Here is an 18,162-nt window from a genome sequence, read left to right on the forward strand (position 1 = left end):
GCACATGATCTGACGCTCCCTCAAGCCGCGCAGCGCCGCACTGTCGTCCCGAGGAAGGCCACCGTCGATGCCGCTCACCCCCGTGCCCCCCACCGGCCCGTCCCGCGCGCCGGGCGTGCCGGTCAGCCGCCGCCGTCTGCTGGAGGGAGGAGCCGCCCTGCTCGGTGCGCTCGCCGTCTCCGGATCGTCCGCCGCGGTGCACGCGGCCGACGGAGCCGGAGCGGTGGCCGACACCCCGGAGTGGAACGGCCACATCGACGTCTTCCGGATCGGCACCCAGCCGCCGCACACCACCCTCATGCCGTACGCGGACGTCAGGCAGGCGCTGGACGCCGACCGCACCCGCTCGCCGTACCGGCTGAGCCTCGACGGCAAGTGGAAGTTCGCCTACGCCGACCGCCCCGACGACCGGGACGCCGACTTCCACCGCACCGACGTCGACGACAGCGACTGGGACACCATTCCGGTCCCCTCCGTCTGGCAGATGCACGGCCACGACCGCCCGATCTTCGTCAACATCACCTACCCCTGGTGGGGTCCGAACGGCCTCGGCGAGGAGGCGCAGCCCCCGGCCGCTCCGACCCGCTTCAACCCGGTGGGGCAGTACCGCCGTACCTTCACCGTGCCGCGCGGCTGGTCGGGGCGGCGCATCTTCCTGCACTTCGAGGGCGTCAAGTCCGCGCACTACGTGTGGATCAACGGGGAGTTGGTGGGGTACGCCGAGGACTCGTTCACCCCGGCCGAGTACGACATCACCCCGCACCTCAAGCCCGGCACCAACCAGATCGCCGTCGAGGTGTACCGCTTCTCCGACGGCGACTGGCTGGAGGACCAGGACATGATCCGGCTGAGCGGCATCTTCCGCTCGGTCCACCTCTACTCCACGCCCGAAGTCCGGCTGCGCGACTTCAAGCTGGACACCCCGCTCAGCGACGACTACAGCGCCGCCGAGCTGTCCGTCACCGCCCATGTGCGCTCGTACGGCGGGACGGCCGAGGGCGGCTACTCCGTCGAGACGCAGCTGTACGACGCCCGCGGTCACGCCGTCTGGTCCAGGCCACTCCAGCAGGCGGTCGACCTCGCGTCCGCCCCTGCCGGTGAGGACGTGACCGTCCGGGCGAGCAGAGCCGTGCCCGAGCCGAAGCTGTGGTCCGCCGAGCACCCGAACCTCTACACCGCCGTACTGCAGCTGCGCGACCCGGCCGGGAAGGTGATCGAGACCCTCTCGCACCGCGTCGGTCTGCGCGAGTTCGCGCTCAAGGACGGCCTGATGCGGATCAACGGCAAGCCGGTGTCCTTCCGCGGCGCGAACCGGCACGAGATGCATCCCGACAGCGGCATGGCACTCACCCGCGCGCACATGGTCGAGGACATCGAGATCATCAAGCGGATGAACATGAACTCCGTCCGCACCTCGCACTACCCCAACAATCCGCTGTGGTACGAACTCGCGGACGAGTACGGCCTCTACCTGGTCGACGAGACCAACCTCGAGACCCACGGCATCCGCGACGAGTACCCCGGCAACCACGCCGACTGGACCAAGGCGTGCGTGGCGCGCGCCCAGAGCATGGTCCACCGCGACAAGAACCACCCCTCGGTCGTCATCTGGTCGCTCGGCAACGAGGCCGGCGGCGGCAGCACCTTCGTCGCCATGCACGACTGGATCAAGTCCTACGACCCGACGCGCGTGATCCAGTACGAGGGCGACGACCGGCCGACGATCAGCGACATCCGCTCGGAGATGTACGACAGCCCGTCCCGCGTCGAACAGCGCGCGAAGGACACCGCCGACACCCGGCCGTACGTCATGATCGAGTACGCGCACGCGATGGGGAACTCGAACGGCAACTTCAAGGAGTACTGGGACATCGTCCGCCGCTACGACGTCCTCCAGGGCGGCTGGATCTGGGACTTCGTCGACCAGTCACTGAACTGGCCCGTGCCGACCCGCAAGTTCCTCACCGAGGCCGGGCCGGGCGCCCTGCGCGGCGAGATCCTCACCGCGAGCGGCACCTTCGACCGCGCCGAGGGCGTCTCGGGCGCCACCGTCTTCCCCCGCGACGAGCGCCTCGACCTCACCGGATCGCTCACCCTGGAAGCCTGGGTCACCCCGCACCACACCGGCTACCACCAGCCGATCATCGCCAAGGGCGACACCCAGTACGCCCTGAAGCAGTCGGACGACACCCTGGAGTTCTTCATCCACGGCGGCGGCCAGTGGATCACCGTCAACTGGACCCTCCCGGCCGACTGGACCGGCCGCGAGCACCACATCGCCGGAGTCTTCGACGCGGACACGGGCACGCTGACCCTCCACGTCGACGGCGAGGTGAAGTCCACCCGCACCACCACGCGCAGGCCCGCCACCAACACCGCACCCCTTGCCCTCGCCACCGACGTCGACAACCCCACCCGGGAGTTCAGCGGCACGATCCGCCGGGCCCGCGTGTACGCCCGTGCGCTGAGCGCCGCCGAACTCGGCTCCGACAGCCGCCGCCCCGCTGACGAGGGCGTACGGTTCTGGTTCGACGCGGCCACCGTCGGCCTCACCGAGAAGCGGCCCCGCGCGAAGACCTTCTTCCCGTACGGCGGCGACTGGGGCGACAACCCCAACGACGGCACCTCCAACGCCGACGGCATCGTCACCGCCGACCGCCGCCACACCGCCAAGGCGGCCGAGATCAAGCAGATCTACCAGGCGGTCAACGCGGCACCGGCGTCCGGTGACGCACTGACCCCCGGCGCGGCCATCACCCTCACCAACGAGTACCTGTTCACCGACCTCCGTGAGTTCGACGGCCGTTGGGAGCTGCTCGCCGACGGTGAGGTGGCGCGGCGCGGCAGGCTGAGCCGCGCCCAGCTGGACGTCCCGCCGCTCGGCAGCAAGGACATCACGGTGCCGGTGAAGCTGCCGGACGACCCGGCCCCGGGCACCGAGTACTTCCTCCAGCTCTCCTTCACCACCAAGGAATCCACGCCGTGGGCGAAGGCCGGCTTCGAGGTGGCCAAGCAGCAACTCGCCCTCGACGCAGGCACCCCGGCCGTCACGCCCGTCCCCCTGTCGAACGTGCCGTCCCTGCGCCACGAGGACGGCGGCAAGGCCGTCACCGTCAAGGGCAAGAACTTCTCGGTCACCGTCGACAAGGGCACCGGCGTCATCACCTCCTACGAGTCCCGGGGCATCCGGCTGCTCACCTCCGGGCCAGTACCGAACTTCTGGCGGGCGCCCACCGAGAACGACCGCGGCAACGGCCAGCACACCCGCAACCAGACCTGGCGCGACGCGGGCACCAACCGCAAGGTGACGGACGTGGCGGTGCGCGCCCTGCGCGACAAGGCGGTGGAGATCAAGGTCAGCGGCACGCTGCCGACTTCCGTCGAGTCGACGTACACCATGACCTACACGGTGTTCGGCAACGGCGAGATCAGGGTCGACACCACCCTGCACCCGGGCGCCGCGTCCTTGCCCTACATCCCGGAGGTCGGCGCGCTGTTGTGCCTGCCCGGACGTTTCGAGCGGCTGCGCTACTACGGCCGCGGGCCCGAGGAGAACTACGTCGACCGCCGCGACGCCACCGATGTGGGCGTGTACTCCGCAACCGTCTCCGAGCAGTGGACGCCGTACATCCGCCCCCAGGAGAACGGCAACAAGACCGACGTCCGCTGGATCGCCCTGACCGACGCCAGGGGTACCGGCCTCCTCGTCTCCGGCGAACCCCTGCTGGAGGTCAACGCCTCCCACTTCACCCCGGAGGACCTGTCGTCCGGCGTCCGCCACGACTACCAGCTCACCCCGCGCGACGAGGTGGTCCTGCGCGTCAACCACCGCCAGATGGGCCTGGGCGGCGACAACAGCTGGGGCGCGCACACCCACGACCGGTACAAGCTGTTCCCGAGCCGCGACTACTCCTACACGTACCGGCTGCGCCCGCTGACGGACGTGGACGAGGCGATGGCGGCGTCCCGCCGGCCCACCGCGGTGGAGTGACCGGACGCCGCCAATTCCCCACACCTGGGCAGATCTCGTCCGCTCCCGGCGTGATCCACCTGTGACGCCCACAGGCGCAACCGGTGATGTTGTAATGGGCGTCGGGCTGTAGTGCCACGCTCAGCCGATCAGGGGGACGAACGATCATGGAGAACTTGCGGCCCGGCGATCCCACGCAGGTCGGGGACTACCGGTTGCTCCGACGGCTCGGGGCCGGGGGCATGGGGCAGGTGTTCCTCGGGCGCTCGCAGCGGGGGCGCACGGTCGCCGTGAAGCTCGTCCATGCGCAGTTGGCGTACGACGCCGAGTTCCGCCGCCGGTTCCGTGCGGAGGTGGCCGCGGCGCGACAGGTGGGCGGGGAGTGGACGGCCCCCGTCCTGGACGCCGACACCGAGGCGGAGACGCCCTGGGTCGCCACCGGCTACGTGGCCGGTCCCACACTGCACGATGCGGTGACCGGGATCGGCGGGCCGCTGCCGGAGGAGTCGGTGTGGCACCTGGCCGCCGGTCTGGCGCGTGCGCTGCAGAGCATCCACGGCTGCGGGCTGGTGCACCGGGACCTCAAGCCGTCGAACGTCATGCTGACGGTCAACGGTCCCCGGGTGATCGACTTCGGTGTCGCCCGCGCGGCGGAGGCCAGTGTGCTGACCCGCACCGGTGCGATGGTCGGCTCTCCGGGGTACATGTCGCCCGAGCAGATCCTGGGCAGCGAGGTCACCGGGCTGAGCGACGTGTTCAGCCTCGGCCTGGTGCTGGTGTTCGCCGCCACGGGCCGACAGGCGTTCGGCGCGCCTGACAGCGGCGCTCACGCGGTCATGCTGCGGGTGACCGAGGACGAACCGGACCTGGAGGGGATGTCCGAGCCGCTGGCCGAGTTCGTGCGGCGGTGCCTCGCCAAGCAGCCCGAGCAGCGGATTCAGCTGCCGGAGATCGTGGCGACGGCAACCGCGGCCACGACGGACGCCACCGCGGACACGTGGCTTCCGGGCGCCCTGACAGCGGAGCTCGGCCGGCACGCCGCCACCCTCCTCGACCTCGAGGAGGCGCCGCCGCCTACCCAGGTCGACAACCCGGCCGGTCGTGTCGGGGACGACGTGCACGCCCTGCCGACCATGCTGGGCGGGCGCGTCCCGCCTCCGCCGCCGGGCACTCCGACGCCGGTACCGATGCCCCCCGTACCCACGCCGACGCCGACGCCGACACCCATGCCGCCGATGCCGACACCGCGGACAACGGTGACCACACCGCCGATGCCGCCGGTACCGGGCGGCTTCCAGCCCGGCGGCCGCAGCACGAGCCGGGTCGGCCCCGTGCTGCTCACTTTTGCCGCCATCGTCGTACTCGCCATCGTTCTGGCCGTGGTGGTTCCCGGTCTCGGAGGGAAAGGGGACCGGGCCGACTCCGAGGCGTCCGAGAGTGCTTCCTCGAAGGCGTCCCCCGCCGACTACAAGGGCAAGTGGACCGGGAACATCCGCGAGTCGGACGGCAGCCTCTACTCGATCCAGGTGAACTACAAGGGCGGAGAGATCGGCGACCAGGTGGCCACCGTCGAGTACCCGTCGCTGGCGTGCAGCGGCCGGTGGGTCCTCACCATGGACACGGGGCATTCGGTCCAGGTCCGAGAGGAGATCACCAAGGAAAGCGACCCGTTGAACTGCGTCGACGAGGTCGATCTCATTCTGACCCCCTCGGGCGACGGCGGTCTGGGCTACCAGGTGACGAGCGTGGAGGACACCGGAACGCTGCGCCGCAGCAAGTGACCGGCAGGGATTAGCAGATCAGTCCGGAAGCGGCAGTGGGGGCAGCTGCTGGTACTCGGAGCGGCCCCGGTTGAGCACGGAGATCGTCGCGGCGGTCAACCACGGCACGGTCGGCCCGGCCAGCCGCATCGGCTCCCACTGCTGGTAGTCGGTGAACAGTGCCCATTGGTCGAGCACGGGAAGAAAACTGATGATCTCGTGGTGCCGAACCGTCACCCAGCGGTTCTCGGCCGCGACGTGCAGCAGCATGCGACGGTCGGTGAGTATCGCGCGGCAGGAGGAGAAGTCCCGCCATTGCGCCTGAGCCATCGCCTGCGCCCGGTTGCGGGCGCTGTTGTTGACGAGCGCGTCTCCGACCAGCCCGGCGGCGACGAACATCGGCGACCCGAAGTAGAAGCCCGAGCGCTGGTTGTAGGTCACGTTCGTGCCGTAGAAGCGCGAGTAGTCCGCCCCTACGTCGCCGTATGCGATCTCACCCTGTTCGAGCAGCACACCTGGAGTGGCGATCGGGGCCAACTCCCCTCCGCTGCTCAGGTGGCGGTGGAGAGAACACGCGGCCTCCCATCCCTGCTGGTGAAGGGCGCGCAAGTGATCGTCCGCTGAATTCCGTTGTGGCACTGCCTCTAGCCCCCACTGCGACACAGAACGGGTGGATCTCCGTCCGCTCCTCATAATGCCAGGTGGGGATGGATCGGGACCCGAGTATCGCGCGCTGAGCGCAGGACCTTCACGGGTGCGCATGAGGTCGGCTGAGTCGCGGCGGGCACATTTTCCCACGTGCTCCTCACTTGCGCTCACGATGCCGGTGGGTCGAGGCCAGGGCGTTTATCCCGCCTGCTCCGGGTCACGCGCCATAGGGGAAAAAGTGTCGGCTGGGATCGTCTATGCCGCGTCCGCACCGGAGTCGCGACCTGGCCGTCGACACACCAGGAAAGGGACGACTCATGACGGAGATCCGACCCGCCACCACCTCCGATTCCGGCGCACCGGTGGAGAGTGACGAGCACTCGCTCACCGTGGGCCCCGGGGGACCGATCCTGCTGCAGGACGCGTATCTGATCGAGCAGATGGCGCAGTTCAACCGAGAGCGGATTCCCGAGCGGCAGCCGCATGCCAAGGGAAGCGGCGCCTTCGGTCACTTCGAGGTGACACACGATGTCAGTGCGTACACGAAGGCCGCCCTGTTCCAGCCCGGTACGCGCACCGACCTGGTCATCCGCTTCTCGACCGTCGCCGGCGAGCGCGGCAGCCCGGACACCTGGCGTGACCCGCGGGGTTTCGCGGTGAAGTTCTACACCAGCGAGGGCAACTACGACATGGTCGGCAACAACACGCCGGTCTTCTTCGTGAAGGATCCGATGAAGTTCCAGCACTTCATCCGGTCCCAGAAGCGCCGCGCGGACAACAACCTGCGCGACCACGACATGCAGTGGGACTTCTGGACCCTCTCCCCGGAGTCCGCCCACCAGGTCACGTGGCTGATGGGAGACCGCGGCATCCCGCGGACCTGGCGCCACATGAACGGCTACACCTCCCACACCTACATGTGGATCAACGCCGCCGGCGAGCGGTTCTGGGTGAAGTACACCTTCAAGACCGACCAGGGCGTCGAGTTCTTCACCCAGCACGAGGGCGACCAGATGGCCGCGGCCGACACGGACTACCACACCCGGGATCTCTTCGAGCACATCCGGGACGGTGACCACCCCAGCTGGACCCTGTACGTGCAGGTGATGCCGTACGAGGAGGCCGCGGGCTACCGCTTCAACCCGTTCGACCTCACCAAGGTGTGGCCGCACGGGGACTACCCGCTCATTCCGGTCGGCCGTATGACGCTCGACCGCAACCCCACCGACAACCACGCTCAGATCGAACAGGCGGCGTTCCAGCCCAACAACTTCGTCCCCGGCATCGGTCCGAGCCCGGACCGCATGCTGCTGGCCCGGCTGTTCTCCTACGCGGACGCCCACCGCCATCGCATCGGCGGCAACTACCAGCAGCTTCCGGTGAACGCCCCGGTCGTCGACGTCCACACCTACTCCAAGGACGGGGCGATGGCCTACCGGAACACGACCGACCCGGTGTACGCCCCGAACTCCAAGGGCGGCCCCGCGGCGGACACCGAGCGTTACGGATCCCCGCCCAGCTGGACGGCCGACGGCGAGATCACCCGGGCCGCCTACGTCTCCCACCCCGAGGACGACGACTGGGGGCAGCCCGGCACCCTGGTGCGCGAGGTCCTGGACGACGCCGCCCGCGATCGTCTGGTCGACAACGTCGTCGGACATCTCCTCAACGGAGTGAGCGAGCCCGTCCTCGAGCGCGCCTTCGCCTACTGGTCGAACATCGACGAGACCATCGGCAAGCGCATCGCCGACGGAGTACGGGCGAAGGCCGACGAGAAGGACCCCAAGGCCGCCGAACAGGGCAACCCGGCACGGAGCTCCATGCAGCACAAGGCGTGAAACGCCCGGTCGGGCCCAGCGGCCAGGACGGCTGACGCCGACGGCCCGGCGGGAGGGACGGAGCGCTCCCTCTCGCCGGGCATGGTGCCGCCGTCGCGGGCGCGCATGGGTGCAGAGCACACACTTGCCAGTTACTTAGGTAAGGCTTACCGTACTAAGTCGCACCACTCGGGGCCCCGGCCGTCACACCGGTCCGCCCGCGGCGAGCGCTTCACCGACGCAGCCTGGCCGTCCTCCCGTAGTGCCTCAAGGGCCTGGGAGGTACCCCCAGCCGGAACTCGCTGCTCACAGGACCGCACTTGAATCACAGCACCTTCGGTCTGTACGACCCTGCCCGCGACCACAGCGCCTGCGGCGTCGGCTTCCTCACCCGCCTCGACGGCACGCCGAGCCATGAAGTCATCCGCAAGGGCGACGAAGCGCTCTGCGCCATCCCGCACCGCGGCGGCACCTCCGCCGAGGGCGTCGGCGACGGCGCGGGCGTGAGCGTCGACCTGTCGGTCGAGTTCTTCAGCGCGATCACCGGCGAGGAACTGCGCGCCGGGCGCTTCGGCGTCGCCAACTGCTTCGTGCCGACCGCGGCCGAGCGTCGGGGCGGCGCGGTGGACCTCGTCGGCCGCAGCATTGCCGCGCAGGGCTTCGAAGTCCTCCTGGTCCGCGACGTCCCGGTGGACCACACCGTCGCCCGGCCCGCGGCCGAGTCGTACCAACTGCCCATCGTGCAGTGGGTGTTCCGCGCACCCGACGCCTGGGAGCGTGCCGACGTCGACGCGGCGGCGAACCGCGCCCTGCTTGCGATCGAGGCCGTCGCCTACGCCGAGACCGACACGTACGCCGGGCTGTACCCGCTGTCGCTCAGCGCGCGAACGCAAGTGCTCAAGGGCCGGCTCAACTCAGGAGAGGTGATCGGGTACTTCCGCGACCTGCTCGATCCACGGCACTCCGTCCGGTCGCTGTACTTCCACACCCGGTTCTCCACGAACACCGAGCCGCACCCGACGATGGCCCAGCCGTTCCGCCTCATGGCGCACAACGGCGAGCTGAACACCGACCGCAAGAACCGGCTGAGCGACGAGGCCCTCGCCCGTGCCCGCACCCGGAGCATCGTGCGGCCGCCGGGGCAGTCCGACTCCAGCCGGCTCGACCAGACCCTCCAGAGCCGGGTGTTCGACGACGGCCTGGACATCGTCGAGTCGGTCGTGTCGCTCATGCCGCCCGCCTGGGAGAACGACCGCGGCCTGCCCGTCGCCGTCCGGGACATGCTGGAGTACTTCTCGCTGTACGAGGAGAAGAACGACGGTCCGGCGGCCGTGATCTTCAGCGACGGGGACGTCATCGGCGCCCGGCTGGACCGGCTCGGGCTCCGTCCACTGCGTACCGTCGAGACCGCCGAGTACCTCATGGTGGCGTCGGAGGCCGGCCAGGTCGCCTTCCCCGACGACGAGGTCGTGCACCGGGGCCGCATCGAGGCCGGCGGCATGCTCGTCGTCGACCACCGCACCGGACGCCGGATGCGCACCCGCGAGGTGCTCGACGCCCTCGCCGCGCGTCGCCCGTACTCGCAACTGCTCGCCTCGGCACGGGAGAACCTCGACGACCTGCCTGCCCCGGACTACTACCGCGGCACGACGACGCTCGGCTACGACGGTGATCTGACCCTCGCAGGCCGGTACGTGGCGTACTCGCTGAATCAGGAGAGCTTCCGGTTCATGCTCGACCCGATGCTCGCCGACGGGTCGGAGCGGATCTCGGCGATGGGGTACGGCAACGCCATCAACGCGCTCAGCGACACCGAGGGCGGCATGGCGAAGTACTTCTCGCAGCGCTTCGCCCAGGTGACGAACCCACCGCTGGACAGCATCCGCGAGGCCGACGGCATGAGCATGCGGGTCGCGCTCGGCCCCAAGCCCGACGGGGGCGGGAGCGCCGGCGGCCGGCAGCTGGTCGTGTCCTCGCCCGTGCTCGGGCACCTCGACATGGTGCGGCTGCGGGACCAGCGGATCGTGCCGCTGGAGCGGTTCGCGATGCTCTACGAGCCGGTGGCCGGGGACGAGACCGCGAACGCCGACGCGCTCCGGTCGGCGCTCGCACGGCTCTGCGACGACGTCGAACGGTTCGCCACCGAACAGGGCGGCATCGCGCTCCTCACCGACCGGGCGGTCTCGTCGACGCGCGCGCCCCTGCCCGTCATCCTCGCCGTCGCCGCGGCGAACCAGCGCCTCATCGAGGCCGGGCTGCGACTGCGCGTCTCGCTAGTCGCGGAGAGCGGCCAGCTGGCCTCGTCCCACCACGTCGCCACCGCGCTCGGCTTCGGCGCGTCGGCGGTCTACAGCCTCAGCGCACGGCTGCGCGCCGAGGAGAAGTTCCCGAGTGCGGCGGCCCCCGCGGGTGAGATCACCGAGACCGACCGGGCGCTCGCGAAGTTCCGCAAGGCGGCGGAGAAGTCCCTCGCCAAGACCATGGGCCGGGTCGGGCTCTGCACCGCCGAGAGCTACATCGGCGGCGCGTTCTTCGAACCGAACTACCTCGACACCCGCGACGACGTCTTCGCGCGGACCTTCCCGCACATGGAGGCACCGGTCGGCGGTGTCGGGTTCGCCCGCATCGCGCAGGCCGCGACGGACTGGCACGAGCGGGCCCGCACGGTCGGGACCGAGCAGCAGATCCCGCTGCTCGGGCTGTTCAAGGAGCGGTCGGACGGCGCCGGGCACTCCTTCGGCGTGACGGCTGTGCGCGGCTTCGGCGACATGGTCGAGGAGCGACCGGAGTTCGGCAAGCCCGAGGACTCCGACGCGCTGCGCCTGCTCACCCTCGGTCAGCTCGACGACGCGTTCGGCATCACCGACGCCGCGTACCGGAACACCGGGTACGACGCGCTGAGCGACGACGAGATCGACGCGTTCCGGATCACGCCCGGGTACCGGGCCTTCCTGCGGACCACGCACGAGGAGCGCTCGCGGCGCCCTGCCGCGCTGCGTGACGTGCTCGCGCTGCCCGCCGACGTCACCGGACTGCGTACGGCCGAGGACTTCGCCCGTGAGCTGGGCCGGTTCTCCACGGACGGGAACGCGAGCGTCACGGTCCGGGGTGTCGTCGTCTCCCGCACGGAGCGGGGCACCTTCCACCTGCGCCTCACTTCCCCGGGCGACGAGGGCGCCGAGCGCCACACCGCCCTCGCCGAAGGGCTCGCGCAGCTGGGCGAGGCCGAGGCCCTCGCCGTGGGCGTTGACGGCATCGAGGTCACCGCCACCGGCGCCGCCGCCCGCCTCCTCGCCCTCCTCGACGACGCCCCCGACAGCGTCCCGCTCGACGAGGTCCAGCCCGCGCACGAGATCACGCGCTCGCTCGCCTCCGGTGCGATGAGCCACGGCGCGCTCGTGGCGACCGCGCACGAGGCCGTCGCGCACGGCACGAACATGGTCGGCGGCATGTCCAACAGCGGTGAGGGCGGCGAGCACCACACCCGGTACGGCACCATCCGCGGCTCCCGGATCAAGCAGTTCGCGTCCGGCCGCTTCGGGATCTGGGCCGGCTATCTCGCCGACCCGATGCTGGAGGAGCTGGAGATCAAGATCGGGCAGGGCGCCAAGCCGGGCGAGGGCGGCCAGTTGCCCGCGCCGAAGGTGACGGTCGACATCGCCGCCGCGCGTGGCGGAACCCCCGGTATCGAGCTCATCTCCCCGCCCCCGCACCACGACACGTACTCCATCGAGGACCTCGCGCAGCTCATCCACGACTGCAAGGCCGCCCGGGTCCGGGTCATCGTCAAGCTGGTGTCCTCGGAGGGCATCGGCACCATCGCGGTCGGCGTCGCCAAGGCCGGCGCGGACGTCATCAACGTGGCCGGGAACACCGGCGGTACCGGGGCCGCGGCCGTCACCAGCCTGAAGTACGCGGGCCGTTCGGCGGAGATCGGCGTCGCCGAGGTGCACCAGGCGCTCGTCGCCAACGGGCTGCGGCAGAAGGTCGTCCTGCGCTGTTCCGGCGCCCACCAGACCGGCGGCGACGTCGTCACCTCGGCGCTGCTCGGCGCGGACAGCTTCGAGTTCGGCACGACGGCCCTCATGATGCTCGGCTGCGTCATGGCGAAGAACTGCAACGTGAAGTGCCCGGCCGGCCTCACCACGAACCCCGAGGTCTTCGAGGGCGACCCGCGCGCGCTGGCCCAGTACCTGCTCAACATCGCGCACGACGTACGGCAGATCCTCGCCCGCCTCGGCCTGCGGTCCCTCCGCGAGGCCCGGGGACGCACGGACCTGCTCCAGCTCCTCGACCACCCGGCGAGCGTCGGGCACCTGGACGTGCGTCGCCTCCTGGCTCGCCTGCCCGAGAAGGCCGCGGCGGATCCGGAGTACCTGGAGAAGGACTTCACCACCGACGACACCCTCATCGAACGCGTCCGGGAGGCGCTGGTCGACCGGCGCGAGCCGTCGCTGCTCGTCGAGGGGATCCGGCTCGGCAACAGTGACAAGTCGGTGGGCGGGCAGCTCGGCATCGACGTCGAGCGGCTCCTCAACCACGAGTTCGACGGCGCCGTGCCGGCCGTCACCACCGACGACCGCGGCCGTCGCCGCCTCGTCGACGACGCCGTCCGCATCCGCACCACCGGGTCGGCCGGACAGTCGTACGGCGTCTTCTGCAACGACGGCATCACCCTCGAACACACCGGCACCGCCAACGACGGCGTCGGCAAGAGCCAGAGCGGCGGCCGGATCGTCGTGCGGGCCCCGGGCGGCGGCAGCCCCGAGCGCGGCGGGAACGTGCTCATCGGCAACTTCGCCCTGTTCGGCGCGACCGGCGGGCGGACGTTCGTGCAGGGCGAGGCCGGTGACCGGTTCGCCGTGCGCAACTCCGGTGCGACGGCGGTCGTCGAGGGCGTCGGTGACTTCGGCTGCGAGTACATGACCGGCGGCACCGTGCTCAACCTCGGCGGCTTCGGCAAGGGCCTCGGCAACGGCATGAGCGGCGGGTTCCTGTACCAGTACGACCCGTCGGGCGAGCTGGCAGGCCGGGTGAGCGCCGACTCGCTGCTGGTGTTCCCGGTGACCGACACCTCGCACGGCACCTTCCACGAAGAAGTCGTACGACTGCTGCTGACCTGGCATGCGGAGGCCACCGGCTCGGAGTTGGCCGCCCGGCTGCTGCACGACTGGGACTCCGAGCGGCAGCACGTGTACTGCGGGATGCCCCGCGCCCTGCTGCTCTACCAGGACGCCGGCGAGATCCTCGCCGCCGCGACCCGGGGCCAGTTGCTCGACGAGCTGGCGACCTCGATCGCGACGGACAAGCTCCGGGCGTTCAAGGTCGACTACCGGGACCGCCGTACCGTGCTCGGCGGCCGCGCCCCGGCCTTCGGCGACCAGGGCAGCGACGACATGTTCTCGCTGCTGTCGTCCTACACGGTGCTCGGAGTCGCGCAGGACCTCGCGCTCCAGCGGGTGCCCGGGGCGAGCGGCCCGCAGGACCCGAAGGTCGCCGAGGCCGTCCGCAACCTCGTGCTCACCGAGGACTTCTTCGTCAAGCAGCGGGTCGTGAAGTACCTGCGCGGGACGCTGGAACGGTTCGACGACGGCGAGTTGGCGACGCTGATCGCGATCAAGCGCCTCGACGACTACAAGCGCGCGCTGAAGCAGCGCAACAACCTCAGCGTGGACGCCCCCGGTACCTACGGCTGGATCGTCCACCAGAACGCCAAGAACGCCGGCCGCGTCCGCGCCGCCCGGTTCGACGAACTGCTCGCGAACGCGGCGCTGGAGGACATCGCCTCCCGCCGTGCCCCGCAGGCCCCGACCGAGACGGTGACCGCATGACCGTCATGCCCCCGACCGGATCCCTCATCCCGGCCGACGCTCCCTTCTCCGCCCAACAGGAGTCCTGGCTCGCCGGGTTCATCGCCGGCATCGCGGCCGCCGGACGCCGGGACGACGCGGCGGGCGACGCGCCCGCGGCGACGATCGACGTCCTGATCGGCACCCAGACCGGCAACGCCGAGCTCGTGGCCGACGACGTCGTCGCCGGTGCCCGCGCCCGCGGCCTCGGCGGCAGGGCCACCGCGCTCGACGACGTCACGCCCGAGCGGCTCGCCGCGATGTCCCACGTCATCGTCGTCACCTCGACGTACGGCGAGGGCGAGATGCCCGACAACGCGGGGCTGTTCTGGGAGGCCTTGCAGTCCGACACGGCGCCGCGCATGGAGGGCGTGCGCTACGCCGTCCTCGGCCTCGGCGACCGCGGGTACGACGATTTCTGCCAGGCCGCGAAGGTCATCGACACGCGTCTGGAACAGCTCGGGGCGACCCGGCTGCACGAACGCGTGGACTGCGACGTGGACTTCGAGGAGCCCGCGGCCCAGTGGACGGCGGGCGTCCTGGACCTGGTCGCCGCCGAGACGGGCGCGAAGGGCACCGGTGCCGTTGCCGAGGCCCCGTCGCCGAAGTCCCGCTCGCCCTGGAACAAGCGCACCCCCTACCAGTCCCGCCTCACCACCAACCGGCTCCTCTCCGCCCCCGGCAGCGCGAAGGAGATCCGCCACTACGAGTTCGACCTCGGCGACAGCGGCATCACGTACGAGGCGGGCGACGCGCTGGCCGTCGTACCGCTGAACGACGACCGTCTGGTCGGGGCTCTGCTGGAGCACCTGGGCGCGAGCAACGACCAGGAGACCGCCGCGCTCCTGCGAGCGGAACGGGAGATCCGCACCCCGTCGAAGGAGCTGATCGCCGACCTCGTAGAGCGGTCGCCCGCCGGCGAACTCGCCTCGGTCGTCATGCACGGCGACCGGGAGGACCTCGACTCCTGGCTCTGGGGCCGGGACGTGCTCGACCTCCTCCGGGACACCGGGCCCAAGGCCCCGGACCTCGCCGAACTCCTGCCGCTCCTGCGGCCGTTGCAGTCCCGCCAGTACTCGATCTCGTCGAGCCCGCTCGCCCACCCGGGCAGCATCCACCTCACCGTCGCGTCCGTGCGGTACGACAGGTACGAGGGCGTGGCGTCGACGTATCTGGCGGACCGGGTGAGTGACGGCGAGGTGGGCATCTACCTCCAGCCGAACGCGTCCTTCAGTGTCCCGGCGGACGACGAGGCACCGATGATCATGATCGGCCCCGGCACGGGCATCGCGCCCTTCCGCGGGTTCCTGCACGAGCGCGCCGCACGAGGTGCCGCAGGGCGCAACTGGCTGTTCTTCGGCGACCGGCACCGCGAGACCGACTTCGTGTACGAGGACGAGCTGACCGAGCTGCAACGGCGCGGTGTGCTCACCGAGTTCGACCTCGCGTTCTCGCGCGACCAGGCCGAGAAGGTCTACGTGCAGACGCGCATGCGGGAACGATCGAGCGACCTGTACGCGTGGTTGGAGGACGGCGCGCACGTGTACGTGTGCGGTGACGCCTCCCGCATGGCGAAGGACGTCGAGGCGGCCCTGCTGGGCGTCATCGCGGAGCAGCGAGGACGTGGTGACGACGACGCCGCCGAGTACCTCGCGGACCTGCGCCGGGCGAAGCGCTACGTACGGGACGTGTACGGAGCATGACGGACCATCACGCCGACGCTCACTGCGCGTTCGAAGGGTGCTGCGGCCGGCGCAGCAGCAGTGTGCGGCTGATCGACGCGCGGATGCCGGAACTCGCGCGGTGCCTGACGCTCTTCCAGTACGTCCAGGCGGTCACCGGAGGGCCGGTCGCGCGGATCGACCAGGCCGGCAGCTACGCCGTCCCGAGCCTGCGCGGCGACGCGTTCGCCGTCCACCCGGGCGCGATCGCGCTGCGCCTGGACGGCCAGGGTGTCGCCTCGGGCGTGGTCGCGCGGGACGAGATCACCGGCGCGGTCGCCGTACGCCTGCTCGACGCGGAGGGAAGGACCTCGCACCAGGGGCGCCTGCTCTCCGAGGGGGACCGTCTCCTGTCCGGACTCGCAGGCACCGTCGACGCCGGAGCCTCGCTCTCCGCGCCGTCCCCGGTCCCCGAGGTGCCGGCGTGGGAGAACGGCGACCAGCTCGCACAGCTCGACGCCATCCTCGCGGACGGCGGAACCGCCCGGCGCGCGGCGTTCGACCGGTACCGCGGAGAGCACCGACCGATCGACGCCGGCGTCGTGCCCGCAGTGCTCGACCATGTCTGCTCCGTCGGCCTGCCGATCGGTGTCGCGGTGTTCGCCCCGTCGGCCATGCAGGCGTGCAACGGCCGTGCGCACGTCACCGAGCGGACCGTCGGCGGGCGGCTGTTCGCCGCGATCGCGCAGAGCTCGGTCGAGATCGACCTCGCCCACGTCCGGGCCTGCCACCTCGTCCGCTCCACGGCGGCGCACGGCTCGACCTCCACGATCGAGCTCGACGACGAGGACGGACGCTGCGTCGCGGTCATCACGCAGTTCGGGATGGTGGGGGAGCAGGTGCACATGGCGTGGGAGCACCTTGCCGCTTCTCTGCCCGACGCGTAGCCGGCGCACCGGCGTCACTTCCGAGCCCCGATGTGGCGATCGTCACGGAGGTCTACGAGGGCCATTGCGTACGCTGATCCCGGCCGTCGGCGAGGGGGACCTGCAACTCGCCGTAGGTATGGAAACAGCCCTTGACCTGCAATAACGCGGGCAGGGAGCCTATTTGTGGGAGTACCTCGATGATCCGTACCATGTTCAAGTCCAAGATCCACCGCGCCACCGTCACCCAGGCCGACCTGCACTACGTGGGATCGGTGACCATCGATGCGGACCTGCTCGACGCCGCCGACCTGCTGCCCGGTGAGCTCGTCCACATCGTCGACATCACCAACGGCGCCCGCCTGGAGACGTACGTCATCGAGGGCGAGCGAGGGTCGGGGGTCGTGGGGATCAACGGCGCCGCCGCCCATCTCGTCCACCCCGGCGACCTGGTGATCATCATCAGCTACGCTCAGATGGCCGACGCCGAGGCGCGGGAGTTCGAGCCGCGGGTCGTGCACGTGGACGGCGCCAACCGGATCGTGGCCCTGGGCGCGGACCCGTCCGCGCCGGTGCCGGGCTCGGACCAGGAACGCAGCCCGCAGGCCGTGCCGGTGGCCTGACCGCACTCATCCTCAGCTTGACGACGGACCAGGAGCGAGCCATGAGCGACATCGAGATCCGTGACGACCGGGCGGCGGGCCGCCTGGAGGCCCTCCAGGGCGACGAAGTCACCGGCCGCATCGAGTACTTCGTCCTCGAATCCCCGGCGCGCGCCCTCGTCCCCGTCCACACCGTCGTGGAGCCGGCCCACGAGGGGAAGGGCATCGCGGGCTCCCTGGCACGCGAGCTGTACGGCATGGCGGCGCGCGAGGGAGCCGTGGTCGCGCCGCTGTGCCCGTACGTCGTGAAGTGGGCCGAGCGCCACCCCGACGAGGCCCCCGCGGCCGACCCCGCGCTGCTGGAGGCGGCGACGGACTGGCTGCGGGAGCACCCCGAGCGCTTCTGACGCCCACCCGGGCGGCCGGATCGGCGCAAGGGAGTGACTGGGGGCGCGCCCCTCGGGTACGCGGGGGAGTAGTCCAGAGCCGACGCGCACCGATTGGCCACGCGCACCGATTGGCCGGAGGACGCCATGACGAACCCGTATCCGGACCCCGTCCATCCGGGACCGACCCCGGGCCCGGAGCCGCAGCCACCCGACCCCCACCCGGTACCACCCCCGGAGCCCCCGCCGGCTCCCGAGCCGCCTCCGGCCCCTGGCCCGGGCCCGACGCCACCATCGCCTCCGGCTCCCGGCCCCACCCCACCGTCACCCCCGACCCCGCCCGCACCCCCGGACCCATCCCCGTCTCCGATCCCCCCGGGCCCGGAGCCGGTACCGAGCCCCGAACCGGGCCCGCCACTCAGCTGAGCCGGGCAAGAGGAAGCGGTGGGCGCTTGCACATGCCGCCCACCGCAACCTCCTGAGGGGCACGGGGCCCTATCGATCTGCGGCTCCGCCGCGTGGGCGCGAACAGCCCCCACGCTG

General features: G+C 70.8%; 9 protein-coding genes. 8 read left to right on the top strand and 1 reads right to left on the bottom strand.

The annotated features are described in order from the left end of the window. Positions 1-67 precede the first annotated feature (67 nt). Positions 68-3,991 (top strand): glycoside hydrolase family 2 TIM barrel-domain containing protein, encoded by a 3,924-nt coding sequence (locus ACWGDB_RS04590; protein ID WP_453821057.1) that lies wholly within the window; start codon positions 68-70, stop codon positions 3,989-3,991. A gap of 146 nt (positions 3,992-4,137) precedes the next feature. Further along, positions 4,138-5,751, top strand: coding sequence for a serine/threonine-protein kinase (locus ACWGDB_RS04595; RefSeq protein WP_453821058.1), 1,614 nt, complete (start codon positions 4,138-4,140; stop codon positions 5,749-5,751). 18 nt (positions 5,752-5,769) lie between these two features. Here ACWGDB_RS04595 and ACWGDB_RS04600 read toward each other — a convergent pair whose 3' ends face one another. Continuing rightward, entirely contained in the window at positions 5,770-6,267 is a 498-nt protein-coding gene (locus tag ACWGDB_RS04600; protein ID WP_427844165.1) for a hypothetical protein, read from the bottom strand. A 428-nt stretch (positions 6,268-6,695) separates the two neighbouring features. On the opposite strand from ACWGDB_RS04600, the gene ACWGDB_RS04605 reads away from it, so the two are divergent. The 6 genes from ACWGDB_RS04605 (at position 6,696) to ACWGDB_RS04630 (ending at position 17,640) form a co-directional block, all read left to right on the top strand. After that, the gene (locus ACWGDB_RS04605; RefSeq protein ID WP_453821059.1) at positions 6,696-8,216 is read left to right on the top strand and encodes a catalase; all 1,521 of its coding nucleotides are present in this window, start codon (positions 6,696-6,698) and stop codon (positions 8,214-8,216) included. Positions 8,217-8,515: 299 nt separating this feature from the next. After that, positions 8,516-14,026, top strand: coding sequence for a glutamate synthase-related protein (locus tag ACWGDB_RS04610; RefSeq protein ID WP_453821060.1), 5,511 nt, complete (start codon positions 8,516-8,518; stop codon positions 14,024-14,026). Further along, positions 14,023-15,747, top strand: a complete 1,725-nt coding sequence (locus tag ACWGDB_RS04615; RefSeq protein ID WP_453821061.1) for a diflavin oxidoreductase — start codon at positions 14,023-14,025, stop codon at positions 15,745-15,747. The genes ACWGDB_RS04610 and ACWGDB_RS04615 overlap by 4 nt, the downstream gene beginning before the upstream one ends. After that, positions 15,744-16,652 (top strand): hypothetical protein, encoded by a 909-nt coding sequence (locus ACWGDB_RS04620; protein ID WP_453821062.1) that lies wholly within the window; start codon positions 15,744-15,746, stop codon positions 16,650-16,652. The genes ACWGDB_RS04615 and ACWGDB_RS04620 overlap by 4 nt, the downstream gene beginning before the upstream one ends. Before the next feature lie 179 nt (positions 16,653-16,831). Next, positions 16,832-17,254, top strand: coding sequence for an aspartate 1-decarboxylase (gene panD, locus ACWGDB_RS04625; protein WP_453821063.1), 423 nt, complete (start codon positions 16,832-16,834; stop codon positions 17,252-17,254). A 41-nt stretch (positions 17,255-17,295) separates the two neighbouring features. Further along, positions 17,296-17,640, top strand: coding sequence for a GNAT family N-acetyltransferase (locus ACWGDB_RS04630; protein ID WP_427844168.1), 345 nt, complete (start codon positions 17,296-17,298; stop codon positions 17,638-17,640). Positions 17,641-18,162: the final 522 nt, after the last annotated feature.

This window comes from Streptomyces sp. NPDC055013, from assembly GCF_053608645.1.

Excerpts from the sequence above, each read along its gene's own strand:
- ACWGDB_RS04590 (WP_453821057.1), top strand. The coding sequence starts at position 68 with ATGCCGCTCACCCCCGTGCCCCCCACCGGCCCGTCCCGCGCGCCGGGC.
- ACWGDB_RS04595 (WP_453821058.1), top strand. The coding sequence starts at position 4,138 with ATGGAGAACTTGCGGCCCGGCGATCCCACGCAGGTCGGGGACTACCGG.
- ACWGDB_RS04605 (WP_453821059.1), top strand. The coding sequence starts at position 6,696 with ATGACGGAGATCCGACCCGCCACCACCTCCGATTCCGGCGCACCGGTG.
- ACWGDB_RS04615 (WP_453821061.1), top strand. The coding sequence starts at position 14,023 with ATGACCGTCATGCCCCCGACCGGATCCCTCATCCCGGCCGACGCTCCC.
- ACWGDB_RS04620 (WP_453821062.1), top strand. The coding sequence starts at position 15,744 with ATGACGGACCATCACGCCGACGCTCACTGCGCGTTCGAAGGGTGCTGC.
- panD (WP_453821063.1), top strand. The coding sequence starts at position 16,832 with ATGATCCGTACCATGTTCAAGTCCAAGATCCACCGCGCCACCGTCACC.
- ACWGDB_RS04630 (WP_427844168.1), top strand. The coding sequence starts at position 17,296 with ATGAGCGACATCGAGATCCGTGACGACCGGGCGGCGGGCCGCCTGGAG.